Here is a 14,949-nt window from a genome sequence, read left to right as displayed (position 1 = left end):
CTAACTTCGCTAAGCTAGGTCTGGATCTACGGTACAGGCTGGAGAGCCGATGACCGTGACAGGTGAAGCGCGGTGCTTCCGCCTTGTAGGGTAAATCCCGTGAAAGGGCCGGAGCGCCAAGCAGATTTGGGGCAGGCTGGCGCGCGTGGTTTTCTGCGCAAGCCAGTGCTGCTTCATCTGTCTCAAAATACTCAAAATCCGACGGCATCAAAGACTCCTCGCGATCAGTTCTTTCATGATCTCGTTGGTGCCACCGTAAATCCGCTGGACGCGGGCATCTGCCCACATTTCCGCAACGGCGTATTCTTGCATATAGCCGTAACCGCCGTGAAGCTGGACGCATTCGTCAAGCACTTCACCCTGCGTGTCGGACAACCAATATTTCGACATCGCCGCCTTCTCGACGCTCAATTCGCCGCGCAGGTGTTCGGCGATGCATTGATCAAGGAAACACCGTGCGACCGTTGTTTTGGTCTGGCATTCTGCCAGTTTGAAACGGGTGTTCTGGAATTGGGTGAGAGGTCCGCCAAAAGCTTCGCGCTCTTTGCAGTAGGCGATGGTGCGCTCAACCGCGCCTTCCATTGCGCCGACGGCCCCGCAACCGATGATCAGGCGTTCCTGGGGCAGCTGTTCCATCATTTGATAAAAACCGCGCGACTCGACGCCGCCCAAAAGGTTTTCTGGTGGAAGTTCGACATTGTCGAAAAACAGCTCGGACGTATCCGCTGCATGGCAGCCGATTTTTTCCAGGTTTCGGCCGCGCGTGAACCCTTCTGCGGTGTCGGTTTCGACAGCCATCAGGCTGATACCTTTCGCGCCTTGCGACGGGTCGGTTTTCGCCGCGACCAAAATCAGGTTTGCGTGCTGGCCGTTGGTGATGAAGGTTTTCTGGCCCGACAGGCGGTAGGCGTTGCCTTGTTTGACGGCTTTGGTTTTGATGCGCTGAACGTCCGATCCGGTCGAGGGTTCGGTCATGGCCAGAGCGCCGACCATTTCGCCCGTACACAGCTTTGGCAACCAGCGCTTTTTCTGCTCTTCCGTGCCATAGGTCAGGATGTAATGGGCCACAATGCCAGAGTGGATGCCGTGTCCCCAGCTTGCCAGATTGGCGCGGGCAGCTTCCATCAGGATGACGGCTTCGTGGCCGAAGTCACCACCGGCGCCGCCGTATTCTTCGGGGACCGAGGGGCAAAGCAGGCCGAGTTCGGCGGCCTCTTGCCAGATGCCGCGATCCATTTGACCGTTTTTGCGCCATTCGCCATAGCGCGGGACCCAGCGTTCGTTGATGAAGTCTGCGGTCATATCTGCGAGCATTTTGTGCTCGTCTGTCATCCAGCCTGAAGTCATGCAGCTCCCCCTCCCCAAGGGTTGCGATGTGTCAGCGTTTTCGTTTGTCCAATTCGGCGTTGAACAACCTAAGTCTGTGCGTCAGCGCGTCTTCGTCTGTCACGCTGCCGAAGTTTTCAAAGAGGAAACTGAGAGCCTCGCCTTCGTCCAAACCCGCCTCACTGGCGAACTTTTTCAGACGTCGATAGCCATCTTCGGTCATGGAAACGGGAAAACGGCGTGTCAGACGAAAACGTTTGGGCATTCATTCCTCGGATAAGATGGGTGGTTTCCCACCCATCCTGTGATCAGAAGCTGGCGGCGTCCAGAGCCATAACGGTATCTGCGCCTGTTTGGATGCGGGCCAGATGTGTTGCGGTCATGGGCAGTTGACGGGCCATGTAGTAGCGGCCGGTCGCCAGCTTGGTCTCGTAGAACTCTTTGTCGGAGGCATCTGCGGCCAGAGCATCCAGCGATGCGCGGGCCATTTTCGCCCACATCATGCCAAGGCAGACGTGACCAAAGAGGTGCATGAAGTCATAGGAGCCGGACAGGGCATTGTTCGGGTTCTTCATGCCGTGCTGCATGAAGTACATGCCCGCTGCCTGAAGGTCCTTGGACGCGGCTTTCAGAGGCTCGACAAACTCTGCCATACCTTCGACGTCGCCTTGTTCCTTGCAGAAGGATTTGACCATGTCGAAGAATGCCATGACGTGCTTGCCGCCGTCCTGACCCAGCTTACGGCCGACGAGGTCGAGCGACTGGATGCCGTTTGTGCCTTCATAGATCATGGTGATGCGGGCATCGCGGACGAACTGTTCCAGACCCCATTCCTGAGTAAAGCCGGAGCCACCCAGAGTTTGCTGTGCCAGAACGGTTGTTTCAAAGCCTTTGTCTGTCAGGAAGCCTTTGATGACCGGTGTCAGCAGGGACACGAGGCCGTCTGCGTCTTTGTCGTTGTTGCGGTGCGCGCGGTCCAGCATCTGGGCGCCCCAGAATGTGAATGCGCGGGCACCTTCGATGAAGGATTTCTGATCCATCAGGTTCCGGCGCACGTCGGGGTGCACGATGATCGGATCTGCCGGACCATCGGGGTTTTTCACGCCTGTCACATCACGGCCCTGAACGCGGTCTTTGGCAAATGCCAAAGCGTTCTGGTAGGCCACAGCGCCCTGAGCGTAGCCCTGAAGGCCCACACCCAGACGCGCTTCGTTCATCATGGTGAACATGGCGCGCATGCCTTTGTGCGGCTCGCCAACCAGATAGCCGGTCGCGCCGTCGTAGTTCATGACGCAAGTCGCGTTGCCGTGGATGCCCATCTTTTTCTCAAGGCCGCCACAGGTTGCTGCGTTGCGCTCACCCAGTGAACCGTCGTCGTTGACCATGAACTTGGGCACGATGAACAAAGAGATACCTTTGACGCCTTCAGGCGCGTCCGGCAGTTTTGCCAGAACAAGGTGAATGATGTTTTCGCACATGTCGTGCTCGCCGGCGGAAATCCAGATCTTGTTGCCGGTGATCTTGTATGTGCCGTCGTCCTGCGGAACCGCTTTGGTGCGGATAAGGCCAAGGTCTGTGCCGCAGTGGGGTTCGGTCAGGTTCATGGTGCCGCCCCATTCGCAGGTCACCATTTTGGGCAGATATTTCGCCTTCAGTTCGTCCGACGCGTGGGCGTGGATGGCGTTGTAGGCGCCGTGGGTCAGGCCCTGATACATGTTGAACGCCATGTTGGCGGACGAAAACATTTCGCCAACCGCTGTCGCGACCAGATAGGGCAGGCCTTGGCCGCCGTATTCGGGGTCACAGTCCAGCGACGTCCAGCCGCCTTCGCGGACCTGATCGAACGCGTCTTTGAAACCTGCAGGCGTGCGGACCACGCCGTTTTCCAGATGGCAGCCTTCTTCGTCGCCAACCTTGTTCAAGGGCGCGAGTACGTTTTCACACAGCTTGGCCGCCTCTTCGAGGATCGCCTGTGTCGTGTCGCTGTCCAGTTCGTCGTAGCCGGGGATGTCGGCTTCGGAAATTTTCAGAAGATCGTGCAGCACGAAATTCATGTCTTTTGTCGGCGCCTGATAGATGGGCATGGTCGTCCTCCCTCGGGGTCTTATTCAGCGGCTTTTTTGGAATTGGACATCGAGGCGAGCATTTTTTCGCCCCAACGCATTTGTTCTTTCAACTCGTCGATCGCTTCGTTCAGTTCGTCGCGCTGGTCGATCATCGACTTCAGGCGGTCCTGTGCGATCTCGTATGTTTTAGCGAGCTGCGTCTGTTGCTGGTCACCCATGTGATATAGGTCCAGCAATTGACGGATATCTTCGAGGCTGAAGCCGAAACGCTTACCTCGCAAAATCAGTTTCAGACGCGCGCGGTCGCGACGGGTGAACAGGCGTTTCTGGCCTTCGCGAATGGGGAACAACAGTTCCTTCGCTTCGTAAAATCGCAGCGTTCTGGGCGTGACATCGAATGCCTCGCACATCTCGCGGATCGTCATGGTTTTTTCGTCAGTCATGGCGGATCCTCCCGCGCCTAATCGTTCAACTGTCACCAAAAGTGCGTCGTCGGATGCTGTCTTACAAGGATAGCTGACGTTTACGTAATGCATACGTTACGTCACTTTGTGGTGTGACGCAGGGGCGCGGTATTTCGACGTGGCGTCACAGCGAAAAAAGGCGCCTGATCCAGAAGATCAGACGCGGTTGCACACCCCGCCAGCGGCGGAATCAGTCAGTTATTTCGGAAAGTGCGGGGTGTTACAGCCCGATGCTGGCCGCGGTATCATCGCGCAGGCGCTGAAGCTCATCCATGGCTTCGTCCAGCTGTTTGCGCTGTTCGGCCAGTTCGCCCAACTGACGGTCGGCCATATCGACCCAGGCTTTCATCTGTGCCTCTGTGCCTTCTTTTTCGTAGATCAGAAGCCACTGACGGATTTCTTCCAGCTGGAACCCGAATTTGCGCCCTCGCATGATCAGCGTCATGCGCGCCACTTCGCGCGGTCCATAGTAGCGTGCACGCCCCTCGCGGTCCGGTTGCAGCAATTCGATATATTCGTAGTAACGCAATGTCCGTGGCGTCACATCGAATTTGGCGCACATTTCTTTGAAGCTGAGGCGGTTATCGGACATACTATCACTCAAGTTCTGTTAGGCACCAAGCTAGCTCCTGACCAGACGAAGGGCAACTGTGCACCTGCGGTTTTGCAAAGAGCAATCTTGCGATGGGTGGCGATCAGTGACCATAAAGGCTGAACTGTCAAGGAGCCGCCCATGGATGAGGCCAAAGTCAAAATCGCCAGGCAATTCATCGAAGCCATTCCGCATTCCCGTGCGCTGGGCATGAAAGTTGAAGAAATCGGCGATGGATTTGCCCGCATCACAATGCCTTATGACGAACGCCTGATCGGCGATCCCAAGACAGGCGTGATCCATGGTGGGGCTGTGTCAGCGCTGATGGATACCTGTGGCGGGGCCTGCGTGATGTCGCATCCCGAAGCACCCGGTGGGACCGCAACTATTGATTTGCGCATCGATTACATGCGCGGTGCGACACCGGGCCAGACCATCGTGGCCGAGGCGCGTTGTACCCACATCACCCGCAACGTGGCCTTTGTGCGGGCAACCGCCATGGATGATGATCGCGAAAACCCCGTGGCCACTGCAACAGGTGCCTTCACGGTGGAGCGCAAGTCATGAGCCGCCGCACAGTCGAACCCGTTCAAGTTGTCAAACAACGCCGTGACGCGGCCCTTCGTGCCTTGGCCGAGGGCGTGCCGTACATCCGGTTTATGGGCATTGTCTTTGACCGTCGCGGCGATGAGCTGACAGCGGTTCTGCCGTTTCGGGATGAAAACATCGGCAACCCGTTTTTGCCCGCGATTCATGGGGGCGTGACGGCAGCATTCCTTGAGGTGACCGCGATTGTTACGCTTAGCTATCAGTGGTTGTGGGAAGACGTTGAAAATGGCGTCCTAGACCCCGAAGAGATGGTCGACGGAAACCTGCCGCGTTTGCCCAAGACCATCGATTTTACGGTGGATTACTTGCGCTCTGGTCTGCCGCGCGATGCCTATGCGCGGGCCCGCGTAACCCGTTCGGGGCGTCGTTACGCCAGCGTTCAGGTCGAAGCGTGGCAAGACAACCGTGACCGGCCTATTGCCCACGCAACTGCGCATTTCCTGATGCCACGAAGCGACAAGTAGCACGTGGTCCAAGAGGTCACCCACGCCCGCGTTCTGAAAATCGCGATTCCGATCGTGATTTCGAATGCGACCATCCCCATTCTTGGCATCGTCGATACGGGCGTTGTGGGCCAGATGGGCGAGGCTGCTCCGATCGGGGCTGTCGGTATTGGCGCGATTATCCTGACGGCGATCTACTGGTTCTTCGGCTTTCTTCGGATGGGAACCACCGGCCTTGCCGCCCAAGCGCGCGGGCAGGGCGATCGGGGCGAAGTCGCCGCGATCCTGACACGGGTTCTGATGATCGGGCTTGGGGCCGGCGTGATCCTGATCGCCGCGCAATCGCTGCTGTTCTGGGGCGCGTTCAAAGTGTCGCCCGCCAGCCCCGAGGTCGAAGAACTTGCCTCAGGCTATCTGGGAATCCGCATCTGGTCGGCACCTGCTGCCATTGCGATCTACGGCTTGCTCGGCTGGCTGATCGCGGCGGAACGCACAGGTGCGGTTCTGGCGCTTCAGGTGTGGATGAACGGTGTGAACATCGTGCTGGACCTGTGGTTCGTGCTAGGCCTTGGCTGGGGCGTGAACGGCGTGGCCTTTGCGACGTTTCTGGCGGAATGGTCGGCGTTGGGACTTGGCCTGTGGCTGTGCCGGTCCGCGTTCAACGTGCCTGACTGGCGCGACTGGGGCAGGGTGTTCGACAAGGTGCGCCTGATCCGCTTTGCGCAGGTGAATGGCGATATTCTGATCCGGACGGCGGCGCTTCAATCCATTTTCCTGTCGTTCATGATGTTCGCCGCGCGGTTCGGGGATGTGACGCTGGCAGCGAACCAGATCCTTTTGCAGTTTTTGTACGTCACGGGTTACGCGCTCGACGGCTTTGCCTTTGCGGCCGAGGCGATGGTCGGCGCAGCCATGGGCGCAACAGATCGGCGCACCCTGCGCCGCGCGTCCATTCTGTCGTCGTTCTGGGGGCTGATCTGCAACATTGGCCTTGCTGCGGTGTTTTTCGCTTTCGGCCCGATGATGATCGAGATCATGTCAGAGGCGAAAGAGGTCAACGCAACGGCGATGGATTACCTGCCATGGATGGTTGCCGCCCCCTTGGTCGGTTTGGCGTCTTGGATGCTCGACGGGATTTTCATCGGCGCGACGCGCACCAAGGACATGCGGAACATGATGCTGTTGTCGGCCATCGCCTATTTCGCGACGGCCTTTGCGCTGATGCCGCTGTTTGGAAATCACGGGCTTTGGGCCGCGCTGATCCTGAGTTTTGTGTATCGAGGCTTTTTGCTGGGGCTGCGTTATCCCGCGTTGGAAAACGCAGCGGTTGCCCCACAAAAAGGTTAGTCGTTCAGCGTATCCAGCGCCTGTTTGAAGACATCGGCGTCTACATTCCCGCCTGACACGGTCGCGATCACCGTGTCGCTATTCAACTGGTCGCCGTGGAACAACGCGGCCGCCAGCGCGACGGCCCCGCCGGGTTCGGCGACAATCTTCAGGCGCTGAAAGGCAAGTCCCATAGCGCGCAGGGCGTCATCCTCGGACACAGCGATGCCGGGTCCGACCAGACGATCCATGATCGGGAAGGTGATGTTGCCGGGTTGCGGGGTAACGATGGCGTCGCACAGGCTGCCGCTGGTGCGGTCGTTTCGTTGGATCGACCCGCTGGCCAAAGACCGCTTCACATCGTCGAACCCTTCTGGTTCCACAGGCCGGACTTTCATTTTGGGGGCCTCAGCCTCAAGCGCGAGCGCGATGCCCGCGGTAAAGCCACCGCCGCCGCAGCAGACCAGAACCTCGGCATCAAATATCCGCATTTCCGCAGCTTGTTCCGCGATCTCAAGTCCAGCGGTGCCTTGCCCTGCAATCACCTGCGGCTCGTCGAACGGTTTAATCAGCGTCAGACCACGTTCCGCGGCAAGCGCATCGCCGATTGCGTCGCGATCTTCGTTGGCACGGTCATAGAGCACGACTTCCGCCCCCAACGCGCGGGTGTTGTCGATTTTCAGCTTGGGCGCATCGGACGGCATGATGATGACCGACAGCACACCGTGTTTCTTTGCAGCATAGGCCACGCCCTGCGCGTGGTTACCCGATGAAAACGCGATCACGCCCTTGGCCCGTGTATCCGCGTCCAGAGCCGAGACCGCCGACCAACCGCCGCGAAACTTGAAGCTGCCTGTGTGTTGCAGACACTCGGGCTTAACCAGCACCCTGCGGCCTGCGATTTCGTCTAGAAAAGGTGAGGACAGCAGGGGCGTTTTGCGCACGTAACCGTCCAGACGTTGCGCCGCCGCGCGGATCATGTCGATGTTCATAAGGTCTCCTGTGCCGCTTAGCGCAGCATGTTCAGCCAGCGGTTCAAGGCATCCAGTGCCTCGGGCTCGTCAAGGAAGGGGATGTGCGCACGGTCCGGCACTGTCGCGGCAATCATGTCGGGGCGTTTCGCCTGCATTTTGTCCAGCGTATCAGCCGACAGAAGGTCCGAGTTTGCCCCGCGAATGGTGCAAAGCGGCAAGCCGGCAAAGGCATCGAACAGCGGCCATAAGTCCGGCGTGGGCTGAGTCGCGCCTTCAAGGATCGCGTCGCGCAATTTGGGATCATAGGTGATGACTAACCCCTGGGGCGTTTCGCGATAGAGGCGCTTCACCTCGGTCATCCAGCGCTCTGCCGGAACATTGGCGAAACCTTTCATCACCTTGGGACGCGCCTCGGCGGCTTCTTCCCATGTTTTCCATGTCGGGTTCCGGCCCAGATAGCCCATGATGACCTCAAGGCCCTCGGTATCCAGTTCGGGACCGATGTCGTTCAGGGCCACGCCGGTCAGCCTGTCTTTGACGGTGGCGGCCAGCATCATTGTGATCAGCCCCCCGCGCGAGGTGCCCAAAACAGCGGCCTTGTCCACGCCAAGATGGTTCAGCAATTCGACTGCGTCGCGGGCCTCGACCGGAATGCTGTAGGTGCTGTGATCGCCCCATTCCGATTGCCCGCGCCCGCGATAATCCATCCGGATCAGGCGCACGTTTGGCAGATGCGGGGCGACATAGTCAAAGTCACCGCCCGTGCGGGTCAGACCGGACAGGCACAGAAGCGGAAGGCCTTCGCCCTCATCAGTGTAGTAAAGTTTCAAGCCGTCGGATGTTTGGAAGAAAGCCATCAGAGAACCAGTTCTGCTAATTCGGAAAGGTCTTTGAGAATGCGTTTGGGGCGATGGGGCATCCGGTCGACCGGATCGCCGCCACGGTTTACCCATGCGGTTTGAAAACCGTAACCTGTTGCGCCTGCTGCATCCCAACCATTTGAAGAGACGAACAAAACCTCGTCTTTAGCGACGTTGTACTTCTCTTGCACCAAGTCATAGACCTTAGAGGACGGTTTGAAGATGCCAACGGTTTCGACAGACAACACACTGTCCAAAAGTGCGTCCAGTCCCGCGCTGGACACCGCGCCATTCAGCATGTCGGGGCTGCCGTTCGAAAGGATCGCGCAGGTTTTCCCCGCGCTTGTCAGTTCGGCCAGCATCTCAGGGACCTCGGGAAAGGCCTGCAGTTCCCAATACAGTGCAAGCAGGCGTTCGCGCAGCTCCGGATCATCCGCGCCGCCGTGTTTTTCAAGCGCCCAATCCAGCCCGTCTTGCGTCACTGCCCAGAAATCGGTGTGTTGGTCGGTGATCGCGCGGAGCCAGGTGTATTCAAGTTGCTTGCGTCGCCAGCTTTCGGAAATGGCAGGCCATGCTTTCGCAAAATCTTCGCGACCGGGTTCGGACGCAACGCGTCGCGCGGCAGAGTTCACGTCGAACAATGTGCCGTAGGCGTCAAAGATACAAATCTTGATTGTCATATGTCCCTCCGCTTCGGGTCGGAGACTGGCATGCAGGGGGCGGGGTGGAAAGCCGGAAAATGCGCACGATATTCCAATTGCGCTTAATCCGGCTTAAAGCGCGAAGGATAGAAAATAGGGGACAGGGCAAATGGACGAAAAAATTGTTGCGCGCGTATCGGCTTCTGCGGGGCGTCGTTGGTTCGGGATCATGTCCCTTGTGGTGCTTGGCGGCTTGTTGTTGTCCGTAAGCCTGTCGACGCCACCGGCGCTGATTTGGCAACTTTTCCTGCTGGCACTGAGCCTTGCCGCGTTCCTAATGGCGCTGGGCATGTACCGCGCAACGCAAACCTCGCTGGATCTGACGGAAGAGGCCCTGACCGACAGTACCGGAGAGGTCCTGTTCCGCGTCGCCGACATTGAAAAGGTCGAACGTGGGACGTTTGCAATGAAACCGTCCAACGGCTTTGTCGTGATAACGAAAGGGCCGCAAGCATTTCGCTGGCGGCCCGGTCTTTGGTGGCGGTTTGGTCGTCGTGTGGCAATCGGGGGTGTAACCCCGGGCCATCAGACCAAACCGATGGCAGACATTCTTTCGACAATGGTGGCCAGAGCTGAAGGACAGCTCTGACCGAAAAGCTTAGCTTTTCTTTTTCTGACCACGTTCGTGGTTGGCGTTGCCTTTGTCGTTCTCAACGCATTCCTGCGCAGCAGCGCCTTCATCGGCGTTTTCCGCGTTGTTGTTGCAGAGCGAGTTACCGGCAGCGTCCTGGTCGCCGTTACCCCAACCGTTGTTGTCGTGGAACTCTTTGAGATACAGGATCTGCGGTGCGAAACGTGGGCGGGTGAAGGAGTAGGTCTGGATTTCGAAAGCATCGAGACCTGCTTCAAACACCGGGTTATAATCTTCCCATGTTTCGATCAGCACAACTTCGTCCTGATCCATCATGATCGGCAGGTGGGACTCCATACCTGTCAGGTCGCTATTGACCATCTCGGGTTTGTCGCCGCGCACTTTGGACCACTGCAGTTCATACCGCCCGTTGTCCAGGTTCCCTTTACGACGCACGACCGAGATACGCATGGCACCGGACAGTTCATCAGACTTGGTCAGCGTGTTGTAGAGCGCGAAGGACGAGTCGATGTAGGCATCGTCAATCGGGTCTGTTTCACGCGAGATCATGTCGCCGACAACGTAGTTGGCTTTCTGGTGCACACTCTGCTGACGGGATACGTCGAAGTAGACCCATGTCGCGCCGAACAGCCAGACCAGTACGGGGAAGACGATGATCGCTTCGACCGTGATAGAGCCTTCTGAGTCCGATGCGAACCGAGAAAGTCGTTTTTTCAGTAGGTTAAACATTGTCTACTCCTTAACTCGGTTCTTGCACAAAGGCCGATGTCGAGATGATGGCTGTGTAGCCTTCGCTGTCTGTCGGCAGGGACGAACCCATAGCTGTGGTGGGCGAAATCGGCTTGTAGCGATAGCACGCACGCAGCATCATCAGTTCGTTGTCACGACCGTATTCAAAGGCAACAACCGGCTGCACATCGTCAGATGTATCTACGCAGGCAGCGACTTCGGACGGTGTTGTCCAATCCCGCAGGTCAAGGCGAACCATTTCCAGCTGCAGGTTTGCATCACAGTCAGGCAGGACTGTTGCGTTGGCGCAGATCGAAGCCTTAAGCGATGCATGGTCGTAGATTGTACCGGTGCCGAGGCGTACTTCACGAACCGTTTTGTCCAGGCTGCTTTCCAGAACCGTGTGGCGGACCGTGACGGCTGCCAGTTCAAGACCCGAGACGACCAGACCGACAAAGACCGGAACCCACAGGGCGAAAGAGACCGTCGAAGTACCTTCTTCTGACTGAAGAAAGCGACGAAACTTGGTGTTGAACGAACTGATCATTGTGTGAGCCTCAACTGGTTAATTGCACGGCCGATGGAATAGAAAGTCTTCTCCAGTTCGGCGCCTTCCACGCGGAAGAAGTGAGCCGGCGAGGATGCACAGTTCGCCATTTGCTGGGCGCCGTGATCGGTCACCTCGAAGCCGATGGACCAGACAACAATCCCTGCTTCTTTCGCGGCGTTACAGATGTTCGCCATCAGGATATCGCCCAGCTCGGCGTTGTACTTCTGGTAGTAGTAGTAACCCCAGTACTTCTGCTCGACCTGCGTTTGCAGGTAGTACCAGAAGTTATTGCTGGCCCAGTGCGCGTATTCGCTTTCCGCGTTGTAGGCGAAATCCGAAATCCGGTACGAGTTGCTGTTCTGGCCGTCTGTCATAAGAACGATCGTCTTCAGCGTATTCTCGTCATCATATTCGGCAGGACGGGTGCTGAATGCTGCGTCGGTTACGCCGTTTGCCGCCAGCGTCGAGTTAATCGAGCGCATAGACGGATCCAGCAGTGCTGCACCCCATTTCATGCCCAGGAAGATCGACGTACCAGCGCGCGGCTGAAGATCACCAACCTGCTTTTTCAGCGCGTTGATGTCCTGCGAGAACGGTGTGACGCGTTCATAGCTGTACTGCGGGCAAACTGTGTCGTCGACGTGGTTATACCCGTAGAAGTTCCACTGATAATGCTGCGCCTGTTCGAATGTCTGCGACGTGTCCAGCGCAACCGAATCGAAGTCTGTTTGCGGGAATTCGAGGCAGTGCGAATAGCCGTGGCGCCAGTTTACGTTCAGGTTGGCGGCGATGTCCGGACCGACGTTCACATGCTCGGAGTAAGGGACCAGCGAAACAGAGACGAGGTCTGCGTTGTCTGTGGTCAGAACCGTATCCAGGAATGTGTTTGTCGCGGTTTGCAGCATCTCGATCTTGGTGGTGCCCGCAGCGACGTCTGTACCGTCGGTAGTTGTTTCCGCTTCCATCGAACCCGAGATATCCAGAACGAGCGAAATTTCTACGTTCGAGATACGTTCTTCCGCAGAGCTTGTGCCTTCGGCGACCAATGTGTCGAGGCCAAGCATCGCGGTGAAGTTCGAAGGCGTACCGACATAAGCGGTGCCGGTCACGTTCCGGTAGTTCAGACCGGTATTAACCGCGACAGATGTCAGAGCGTCGGGCATCTGCATCTTGTCGAAATAGTCCTGCATAACGTCTTGGGGGACGAGGCCCTGCTCAAGGTCGGTCGCCGCAAGAACCGCACGGTCCAGCGTCGCCTGCACCTTGGTGCGCTTCATCTCTGCATACATAAGGTCAATGCCGATGCCGCCAAAAGCGATCAGTGACAATGAACCAATAACAGCCAGAAATGACATGTTACCTGCTTCATCAGTCTTAAAGCGTCCCAGGAACTGGCCCACGTTAGAAGCCGTCCCACGCAGGCGACGAAGGGCCGAGGGTCTCTTGGCAGTCTCAAACTCGCACATTTCGTACCTTTCTCTCCACAAAGGGTATGGAGCTAATCTCTAAAGACCGGAGGCCGCATATCTTTCGACGCAATTCCGGTTTCAAGAGAGAGTCTATGGGCATGCAAAAAGGCAGAAATGCGGCCTCAAATTGGGGCGAAATATGGCTCTGTTTACGGTTTTTTTGGTAATCTTAAGGTTGAGTGTTGCTCTGTTCCGTAAGGCGCAACAATAAGAGCCCCTAAGATTTTCCGAGTGCTATCTTTTGATAAATTCTAAGCACTTTCTGAAAGTTCTCCGACTCGCCCTAAGCGAATCATTCTTGCCGCCGTTTATGGCAAAATACCTCTAGATTGATCTCATGGGAGAGAGTTCAACAATGGCAAGTGCACCGATCAATGAGCCGACTTTCCGCGAAAGCGTAGACCATATGTACAACCGGGCCGTGGCCCTGATGGACATTTCGCCGGGCCTCGCGGAAAAAATTCGTGTCTGTAACGCGACCTATACTGTGCGCTTCGGGGTACGGCTTCGTGGCGATATGAAGACCTTTACAGGGTACCGGTCTGTTCATTCCGAACATATGGAGCCGGTGAAAGGCGGTATCCGCTTTGCTTTGAACGTGAACCAGGACGAGGTCGAGGCGCTTGCCGCGCTGATGACCTACAAATGTGCACTTGTTGAGGCACCATTTGGCGGCTCGAAGGGCGGGCTTTGCATCGATCCACGCGAATATGACGAACACGAGATGGAAATGATCACACGTCGCTTCGCCTACGAGCTGATCAAACGCGACCTGATCAACCCGTCCCAGAACGTTCCAGCGCCCGACATGGGCACGGGCGAGCGTGAAATGGCGTGGATCGCTGATCAATACGCGCGGATGAACACCACTGACATCAACGCCAAGGCATGCGTTACCGGTAAACCGCTGAATGCGGGCGGTATCGCGGGGCGCGTCGAAGCAACCGGTCGAGGCGTACAATATGCGCTGCGCGAATTCTTCCGCCATCCCGAAGATATGGCCAAGGCCGGTTTGTCAGGCTCGCTTGATGGCAAGCGGATCGTAGTTCAGGGTCTGGGTAACGTGGGCTATCACGCGGCCAAATTTCTTCAGAGCGAGGACGGCAGCAAAATCGTTGGGATTATCGAACGTGACGGCGGCCTGAAAAATCCGGACGGTCTCGATGTAGATGAGGTGCGCGCGCACATCATGGAAACAGGCGGGGTCAAGGGCTTTGCCGGTGGCGAATACGTAGAGCATGGCGCGCTGCTTCTGGAAGAAGAGTGCGACATCCTGATCCCGGCGGCCCTGGAAGGTGTGATCAACCTCGCCAACGCGAAGTACATCAAAGCTCCGCTGATCATCGAGGCTGCGAACGGTCCGGTGACATCGGGTGCCGATGCGATCCTGCGGGAACGGGGCTGTGTAATCATCCCTGACATGTACGCAAACGCCGGTGGTGTGACCGTGTCCTACTTTGAGTGGGTCAAAAACCTGAGCCACATCCGTTTTGGCCGGATGCAGCGCCGCGCCGAAGAGGCACGCCAGCAGTTGGTGATCGACGAACTGGAAGCTTTGTCTGCCTCGCTCAAAGGTGCGTGGAAGCCGAGCGAAAACTTCAAAACCCAGTATCTGAAAGGCGCGGGCGAGCTTGAGCTGGTCCGGTCCGGTTTGGACGACACCATGCGCGCCGCCTATCAAAGCATGCGGGAAACATGGCACGCGCGCGACGACGTTGATGACTTGCGGACTGCGGCCTTTATCGTGTCGATCGGTAAGGTCGTCAGCAGCTACCACACCAAAGGTCTATAAGGCCTTGCCCGGCGCACCTATCCCTCGGTGCGCTGGGCGATCCGCCGCCGATATGTCCTGTCAAAGGGTGACAGACGGTGGGATGAGACTTATGTCATGCTCAACCCTACAGGAGTTTGAGACGTGCATAAGACCGCAGCTATCACAGCCTTTTTCGCTTTGACCGCAACATCCGCATTTGCGCTGGATAAGGATGCCGAATGCGGCATTCAGGCCGATGTCGTTATGTCCGTGGTCGAGGCACGCACCGGCGGCCAGGATGCAGACGCGTCTGTGACAGCCGTTGCAGAAGGGCTGGACGATCAGGCGCAGAAATATGTCTCGGTCGTGCCCGCGATTGTCGAATGGGTTTACAGCCTGCCCGAAGACCAGCTTGGTGCCGAAGTCGGTGAAAGCTGGGCAACGGCCTGTAAGGCGCAGTAAGCCGAACTGGATGCGCGGGCGAAACCCGCGCGT

17 protein-coding genes are annotated in these 14,949 nt (G+C 57.5%); 6 read left to right on the top strand and 11 right to left on the bottom strand.

Annotated features, from left to right (window positions below):
- Positions 1-207 precede the first annotated feature (207 nt).
- The 5 genes from AC4FIA_RS16345 to AC4FIA_RS16325 form a co-directional block, all read right to left on the bottom strand.
- Entirely contained in the window at positions 208-1,347 is a 1,140-nt protein-coding gene (locus AC4FIA_RS16345) for an acyl-CoA dehydrogenase family protein (protein ID WP_490366722.1), read from the bottom strand.
- A 31-nt stretch (positions 1,348-1,378) separates the two neighbouring features.
- Positions 1,379-1,591 carry a hypothetical protein gene (locus AC4FIA_RS16340; protein ID WP_103908726.1) on the bottom strand — a complete coding sequence of 71 codons (213 nt, stop codon included), beginning with the start codon at positions 1,589-1,591 and terminating at the stop codon, positions 1,379-1,381.
- Positions 1,592-1,634: 43 nt separating this feature from the next.
- Positions 1,635-3,410 (bottom strand): acyl-CoA dehydrogenase C-terminal domain-containing protein, encoded by a 1,776-nt coding sequence (locus AC4FIA_RS16335; RefSeq protein WP_287476836.1) that lies wholly within the window; start codon positions 3,408-3,410, stop codon positions 1,635-1,637.
- Between the two features lie 20 nt (positions 3,411-3,430).
- Complete coding sequence (locus AC4FIA_RS16330; protein WP_103908724.1) at positions 3,431-3,835, bottom strand: MerR family transcriptional regulator; 405 nt, start codon at positions 3,833-3,835, stop codon at positions 3,431-3,433.
- Between the two features lie 241 nt (positions 3,836-4,076).
- On the bottom strand, positions 4,077-4,448 hold the full coding sequence (locus AC4FIA_RS16325; protein ID WP_103908723.1) for a MerR family transcriptional regulator: 372 nt from the start codon (positions 4,446-4,448) through the stop codon (positions 4,077-4,079).
- Positions 4,449-4,589: 141 nt separating this feature from the next.
- Between AC4FIA_RS16325 and AC4FIA_RS16320 the strand changes: the two genes are divergently transcribed.
- The 3 genes from AC4FIA_RS16320 to AC4FIA_RS16310 are packed head-to-tail and all read left to right on the top strand — an operon-like array spanning position 4,590 to position 6,847.
- Positions 4,590-5,015 carry a PaaI family thioesterase gene (locus tag AC4FIA_RS16320; RefSeq protein ID WP_103908722.1) on the top strand — a complete coding sequence of 142 codons (426 nt, stop codon included), beginning with the start codon at positions 4,590-4,592 and terminating at the stop codon, positions 5,013-5,015.
- Entirely contained in the window at positions 5,012-5,521 is a 510-nt protein-coding gene (locus AC4FIA_RS16315; RefSeq protein WP_490366721.1) for a PaaI family thioesterase, read from the top strand. The genes AC4FIA_RS16320 and AC4FIA_RS16315 overlap by 4 nt, the downstream gene beginning before the upstream one ends.
- A 3-nt stretch (positions 5,522-5,524) precedes the next feature.
- On the top strand, positions 5,525-6,847 hold the full coding sequence (locus tag AC4FIA_RS16310) for an MATE family efflux transporter (protein ID WP_490366720.1): 1,323 nt from the start codon (positions 5,525-5,527) through the stop codon (positions 6,845-6,847).
- Here the strand turns inward: AC4FIA_RS16310 and AC4FIA_RS16305 are convergent.
- From AC4FIA_RS16305 to AC4FIA_RS16295, 3 genes are read right to left on the bottom strand one after another with little or no spacing between them, the layout of a single operon-like run.
- Complete coding sequence (locus AC4FIA_RS16305) at positions 6,844-7,818, bottom strand: threonine ammonia-lyase (RefSeq protein WP_490366719.1); 975 nt, start codon at positions 7,816-7,818, stop codon at positions 6,844-6,846. The two genes, AC4FIA_RS16310 and AC4FIA_RS16305, sit on opposite strands and share 4 nt — an antisense overlap.
- 17 nt (positions 7,819-7,835) lie before the next feature.
- Positions 7,836-8,657 (bottom strand): alpha/beta fold hydrolase, encoded by an 822-nt coding sequence (locus AC4FIA_RS16300; protein ID WP_490366718.1) that lies wholly within the window; start codon positions 8,655-8,657, stop codon positions 7,836-7,838.
- Positions 8,657-9,340 (bottom strand): haloacid dehalogenase type II, encoded by a 684-nt coding sequence (locus AC4FIA_RS16295; RefSeq protein WP_490366717.1) that lies wholly within the window; start codon positions 9,338-9,340, stop codon positions 8,657-8,659. Before AC4FIA_RS16295 ends, AC4FIA_RS16300 begins: the two co-directional genes overlap by 1 nt.
- Positions 9,341-9,470: 130 nt before the next feature.
- Here AC4FIA_RS16295 and AC4FIA_RS16290 point away from each other — a divergent pair, with 130 nt between their 5' ends.
- Complete coding sequence (locus AC4FIA_RS16290) at positions 9,471-9,950, top strand: hypothetical protein (RefSeq protein WP_490366716.1); 480 nt, start codon at positions 9,471-9,473, stop codon at positions 9,948-9,950.
- A gap of 9 nt (positions 9,951-9,959) precedes the next feature.
- On the opposite strand, the gene AC4FIA_RS16285 is transcribed toward AC4FIA_RS16290, so the two are convergent.
- From AC4FIA_RS16285 to AC4FIA_RS16275, 3 genes are read right to left on the bottom strand one after another with little or no spacing between them, the layout of a single operon-like run.
- A complete protein-coding gene (locus tag AC4FIA_RS16285; RefSeq protein ID WP_490366715.1) occupies positions 9,960-10,682 on the bottom strand; it encodes a TadE/TadG family type IV pilus assembly protein in 723 nt (240 codons plus the stop codon).
- 10 nt (positions 10,683-10,692) lie between these two features.
- Positions 10,693-11,229: a TadE/TadG family type IV pilus assembly protein gene (locus tag AC4FIA_RS16280; protein WP_490366714.1), complete on the bottom strand. Its 537-nt coding sequence runs from the start codon at positions 11,227-11,229 to the stop codon at positions 10,693-10,695.
- A complete protein-coding gene (locus AC4FIA_RS16275; RefSeq protein WP_490366713.1) occupies positions 11,226-12,587 on the bottom strand; it encodes a pilus assembly protein TadG-related protein in 1,362 nt (453 codons plus the stop codon). The genes AC4FIA_RS16280 and AC4FIA_RS16275 overlap by 4 nt, the downstream gene beginning before the upstream one ends.
- 469 nt (positions 12,588-13,056) lie before the next feature.
- On the opposite strand from AC4FIA_RS16275, the gene AC4FIA_RS16270 reads away from it, so the two are divergent.
- Complete coding sequence (locus AC4FIA_RS16270) at positions 13,057-14,493, top strand: Glu/Leu/Phe/Val family dehydrogenase (RefSeq protein WP_490366712.1); 1,437 nt, start codon at positions 13,057-13,059, stop codon at positions 14,491-14,493.
- 123 nt (positions 14,494-14,616) lie between these two features.
- Positions 14,617-14,916 carry a hypothetical protein gene (locus AC4FIA_RS16265; RefSeq protein ID WP_103908711.1) on the top strand — a complete coding sequence of 100 codons (300 nt, stop codon included), beginning with the start codon at positions 14,617-14,619 and terminating at the stop codon, positions 14,914-14,916.
- Positions 14,917-14,949 lie beyond the last annotated feature (33 nt).

Source organism: Thalassococcus sp., assembly GCF_982780845.1.
This window is presented reverse-complemented; position numbering and strand designations above follow the sequence as displayed.

Excerpts from the sequence above, each read along its gene's own strand:
- AC4FIA_RS16280 (WP_490366714.1), bottom strand. The coding sequence starts at position 11,229 with ATGATCAGTTCGTTCAACACCAAGTTTCGTCGCTTTCTTCAGTCAGAA.
- AC4FIA_RS16320 (WP_103908722.1), top strand. The coding sequence starts at position 4,590 with ATGGATGAGGCCAAAGTCAAAATCGCCAGGCAATTCATCGAAGCCATT.
- AC4FIA_RS16330 (WP_103908724.1), bottom strand. The coding sequence starts at position 3,835 with ATGACTGACGAAAAAACCATGACGATCCGCGAGATGTGCGAGGCATTC.
- AC4FIA_RS16300 (WP_490366718.1), bottom strand. The coding sequence starts at position 8,657 with ATGGCTTTCTTCCAAACATCCGACGGCTTGAAACTTTACTACACTGAT.
- AC4FIA_RS16340 (WP_103908726.1), bottom strand. The coding sequence starts at position 1,591 with ATGCCCAAACGTTTTCGTCTGACACGCCGTTTTCCCGTTTCCATGACC.
- AC4FIA_RS16335 (WP_287476836.1), bottom strand. The coding sequence starts at position 3,410 with ATGCCCATCTATCAGGCGCCGACAAAAGACATGAATTTCGTGCTGCAC.
- AC4FIA_RS16305 (WP_490366719.1), bottom strand. The coding sequence starts at position 7,818 with ATGAACATCGACATGATCCGCGCGGCGGCGCAACGTCTGGACGGTTAC.
- AC4FIA_RS16325 (WP_103908723.1), bottom strand. The coding sequence starts at position 4,448 with ATGTCCGATAACCGCCTCAGCTTCAAAGAAATGTGCGCCAAATTCGAT.
- AC4FIA_RS16270 (WP_490366712.1), top strand. The coding sequence starts at position 13,057 with ATGGCAAGTGCACCGATCAATGAGCCGACTTTCCGCGAAAGCGTAGAC.
- AC4FIA_RS16290 (WP_490366716.1), top strand. The coding sequence starts at position 9,471 with ATGGACGAAAAAATTGTTGCGCGCGTATCGGCTTCTGCGGGGCGTCGT.
- AC4FIA_RS16295 (WP_490366717.1), bottom strand. The coding sequence starts at position 9,340 with ATGACAATCAAGATTTGTATCTTTGACGCCTACGGCACATTGTTCGAC.
- AC4FIA_RS16285 (WP_490366715.1), bottom strand. The coding sequence starts at position 10,682 with ATGTTTAACCTACTGAAAAAACGACTTTCTCGGTTCGCATCGGACTCA.
- AC4FIA_RS16345 (WP_490366722.1), bottom strand. The coding sequence starts at position 1,347 with ATGACTTCAGGCTGGATGACAGACGAGCACAAAATGCTCGCAGATATG.
- AC4FIA_RS16275 (WP_490366713.1), bottom strand. The coding sequence starts at position 12,587 with ATGTCATTTCTGGCTGTTATTGGTTCATTGTCACTGATCGCTTTTGGC.
- AC4FIA_RS16315 (WP_490366721.1), top strand. The coding sequence starts at position 5,012 with ATGAGCCGCCGCACAGTCGAACCCGTTCAAGTTGTCAAACAACGCCGT.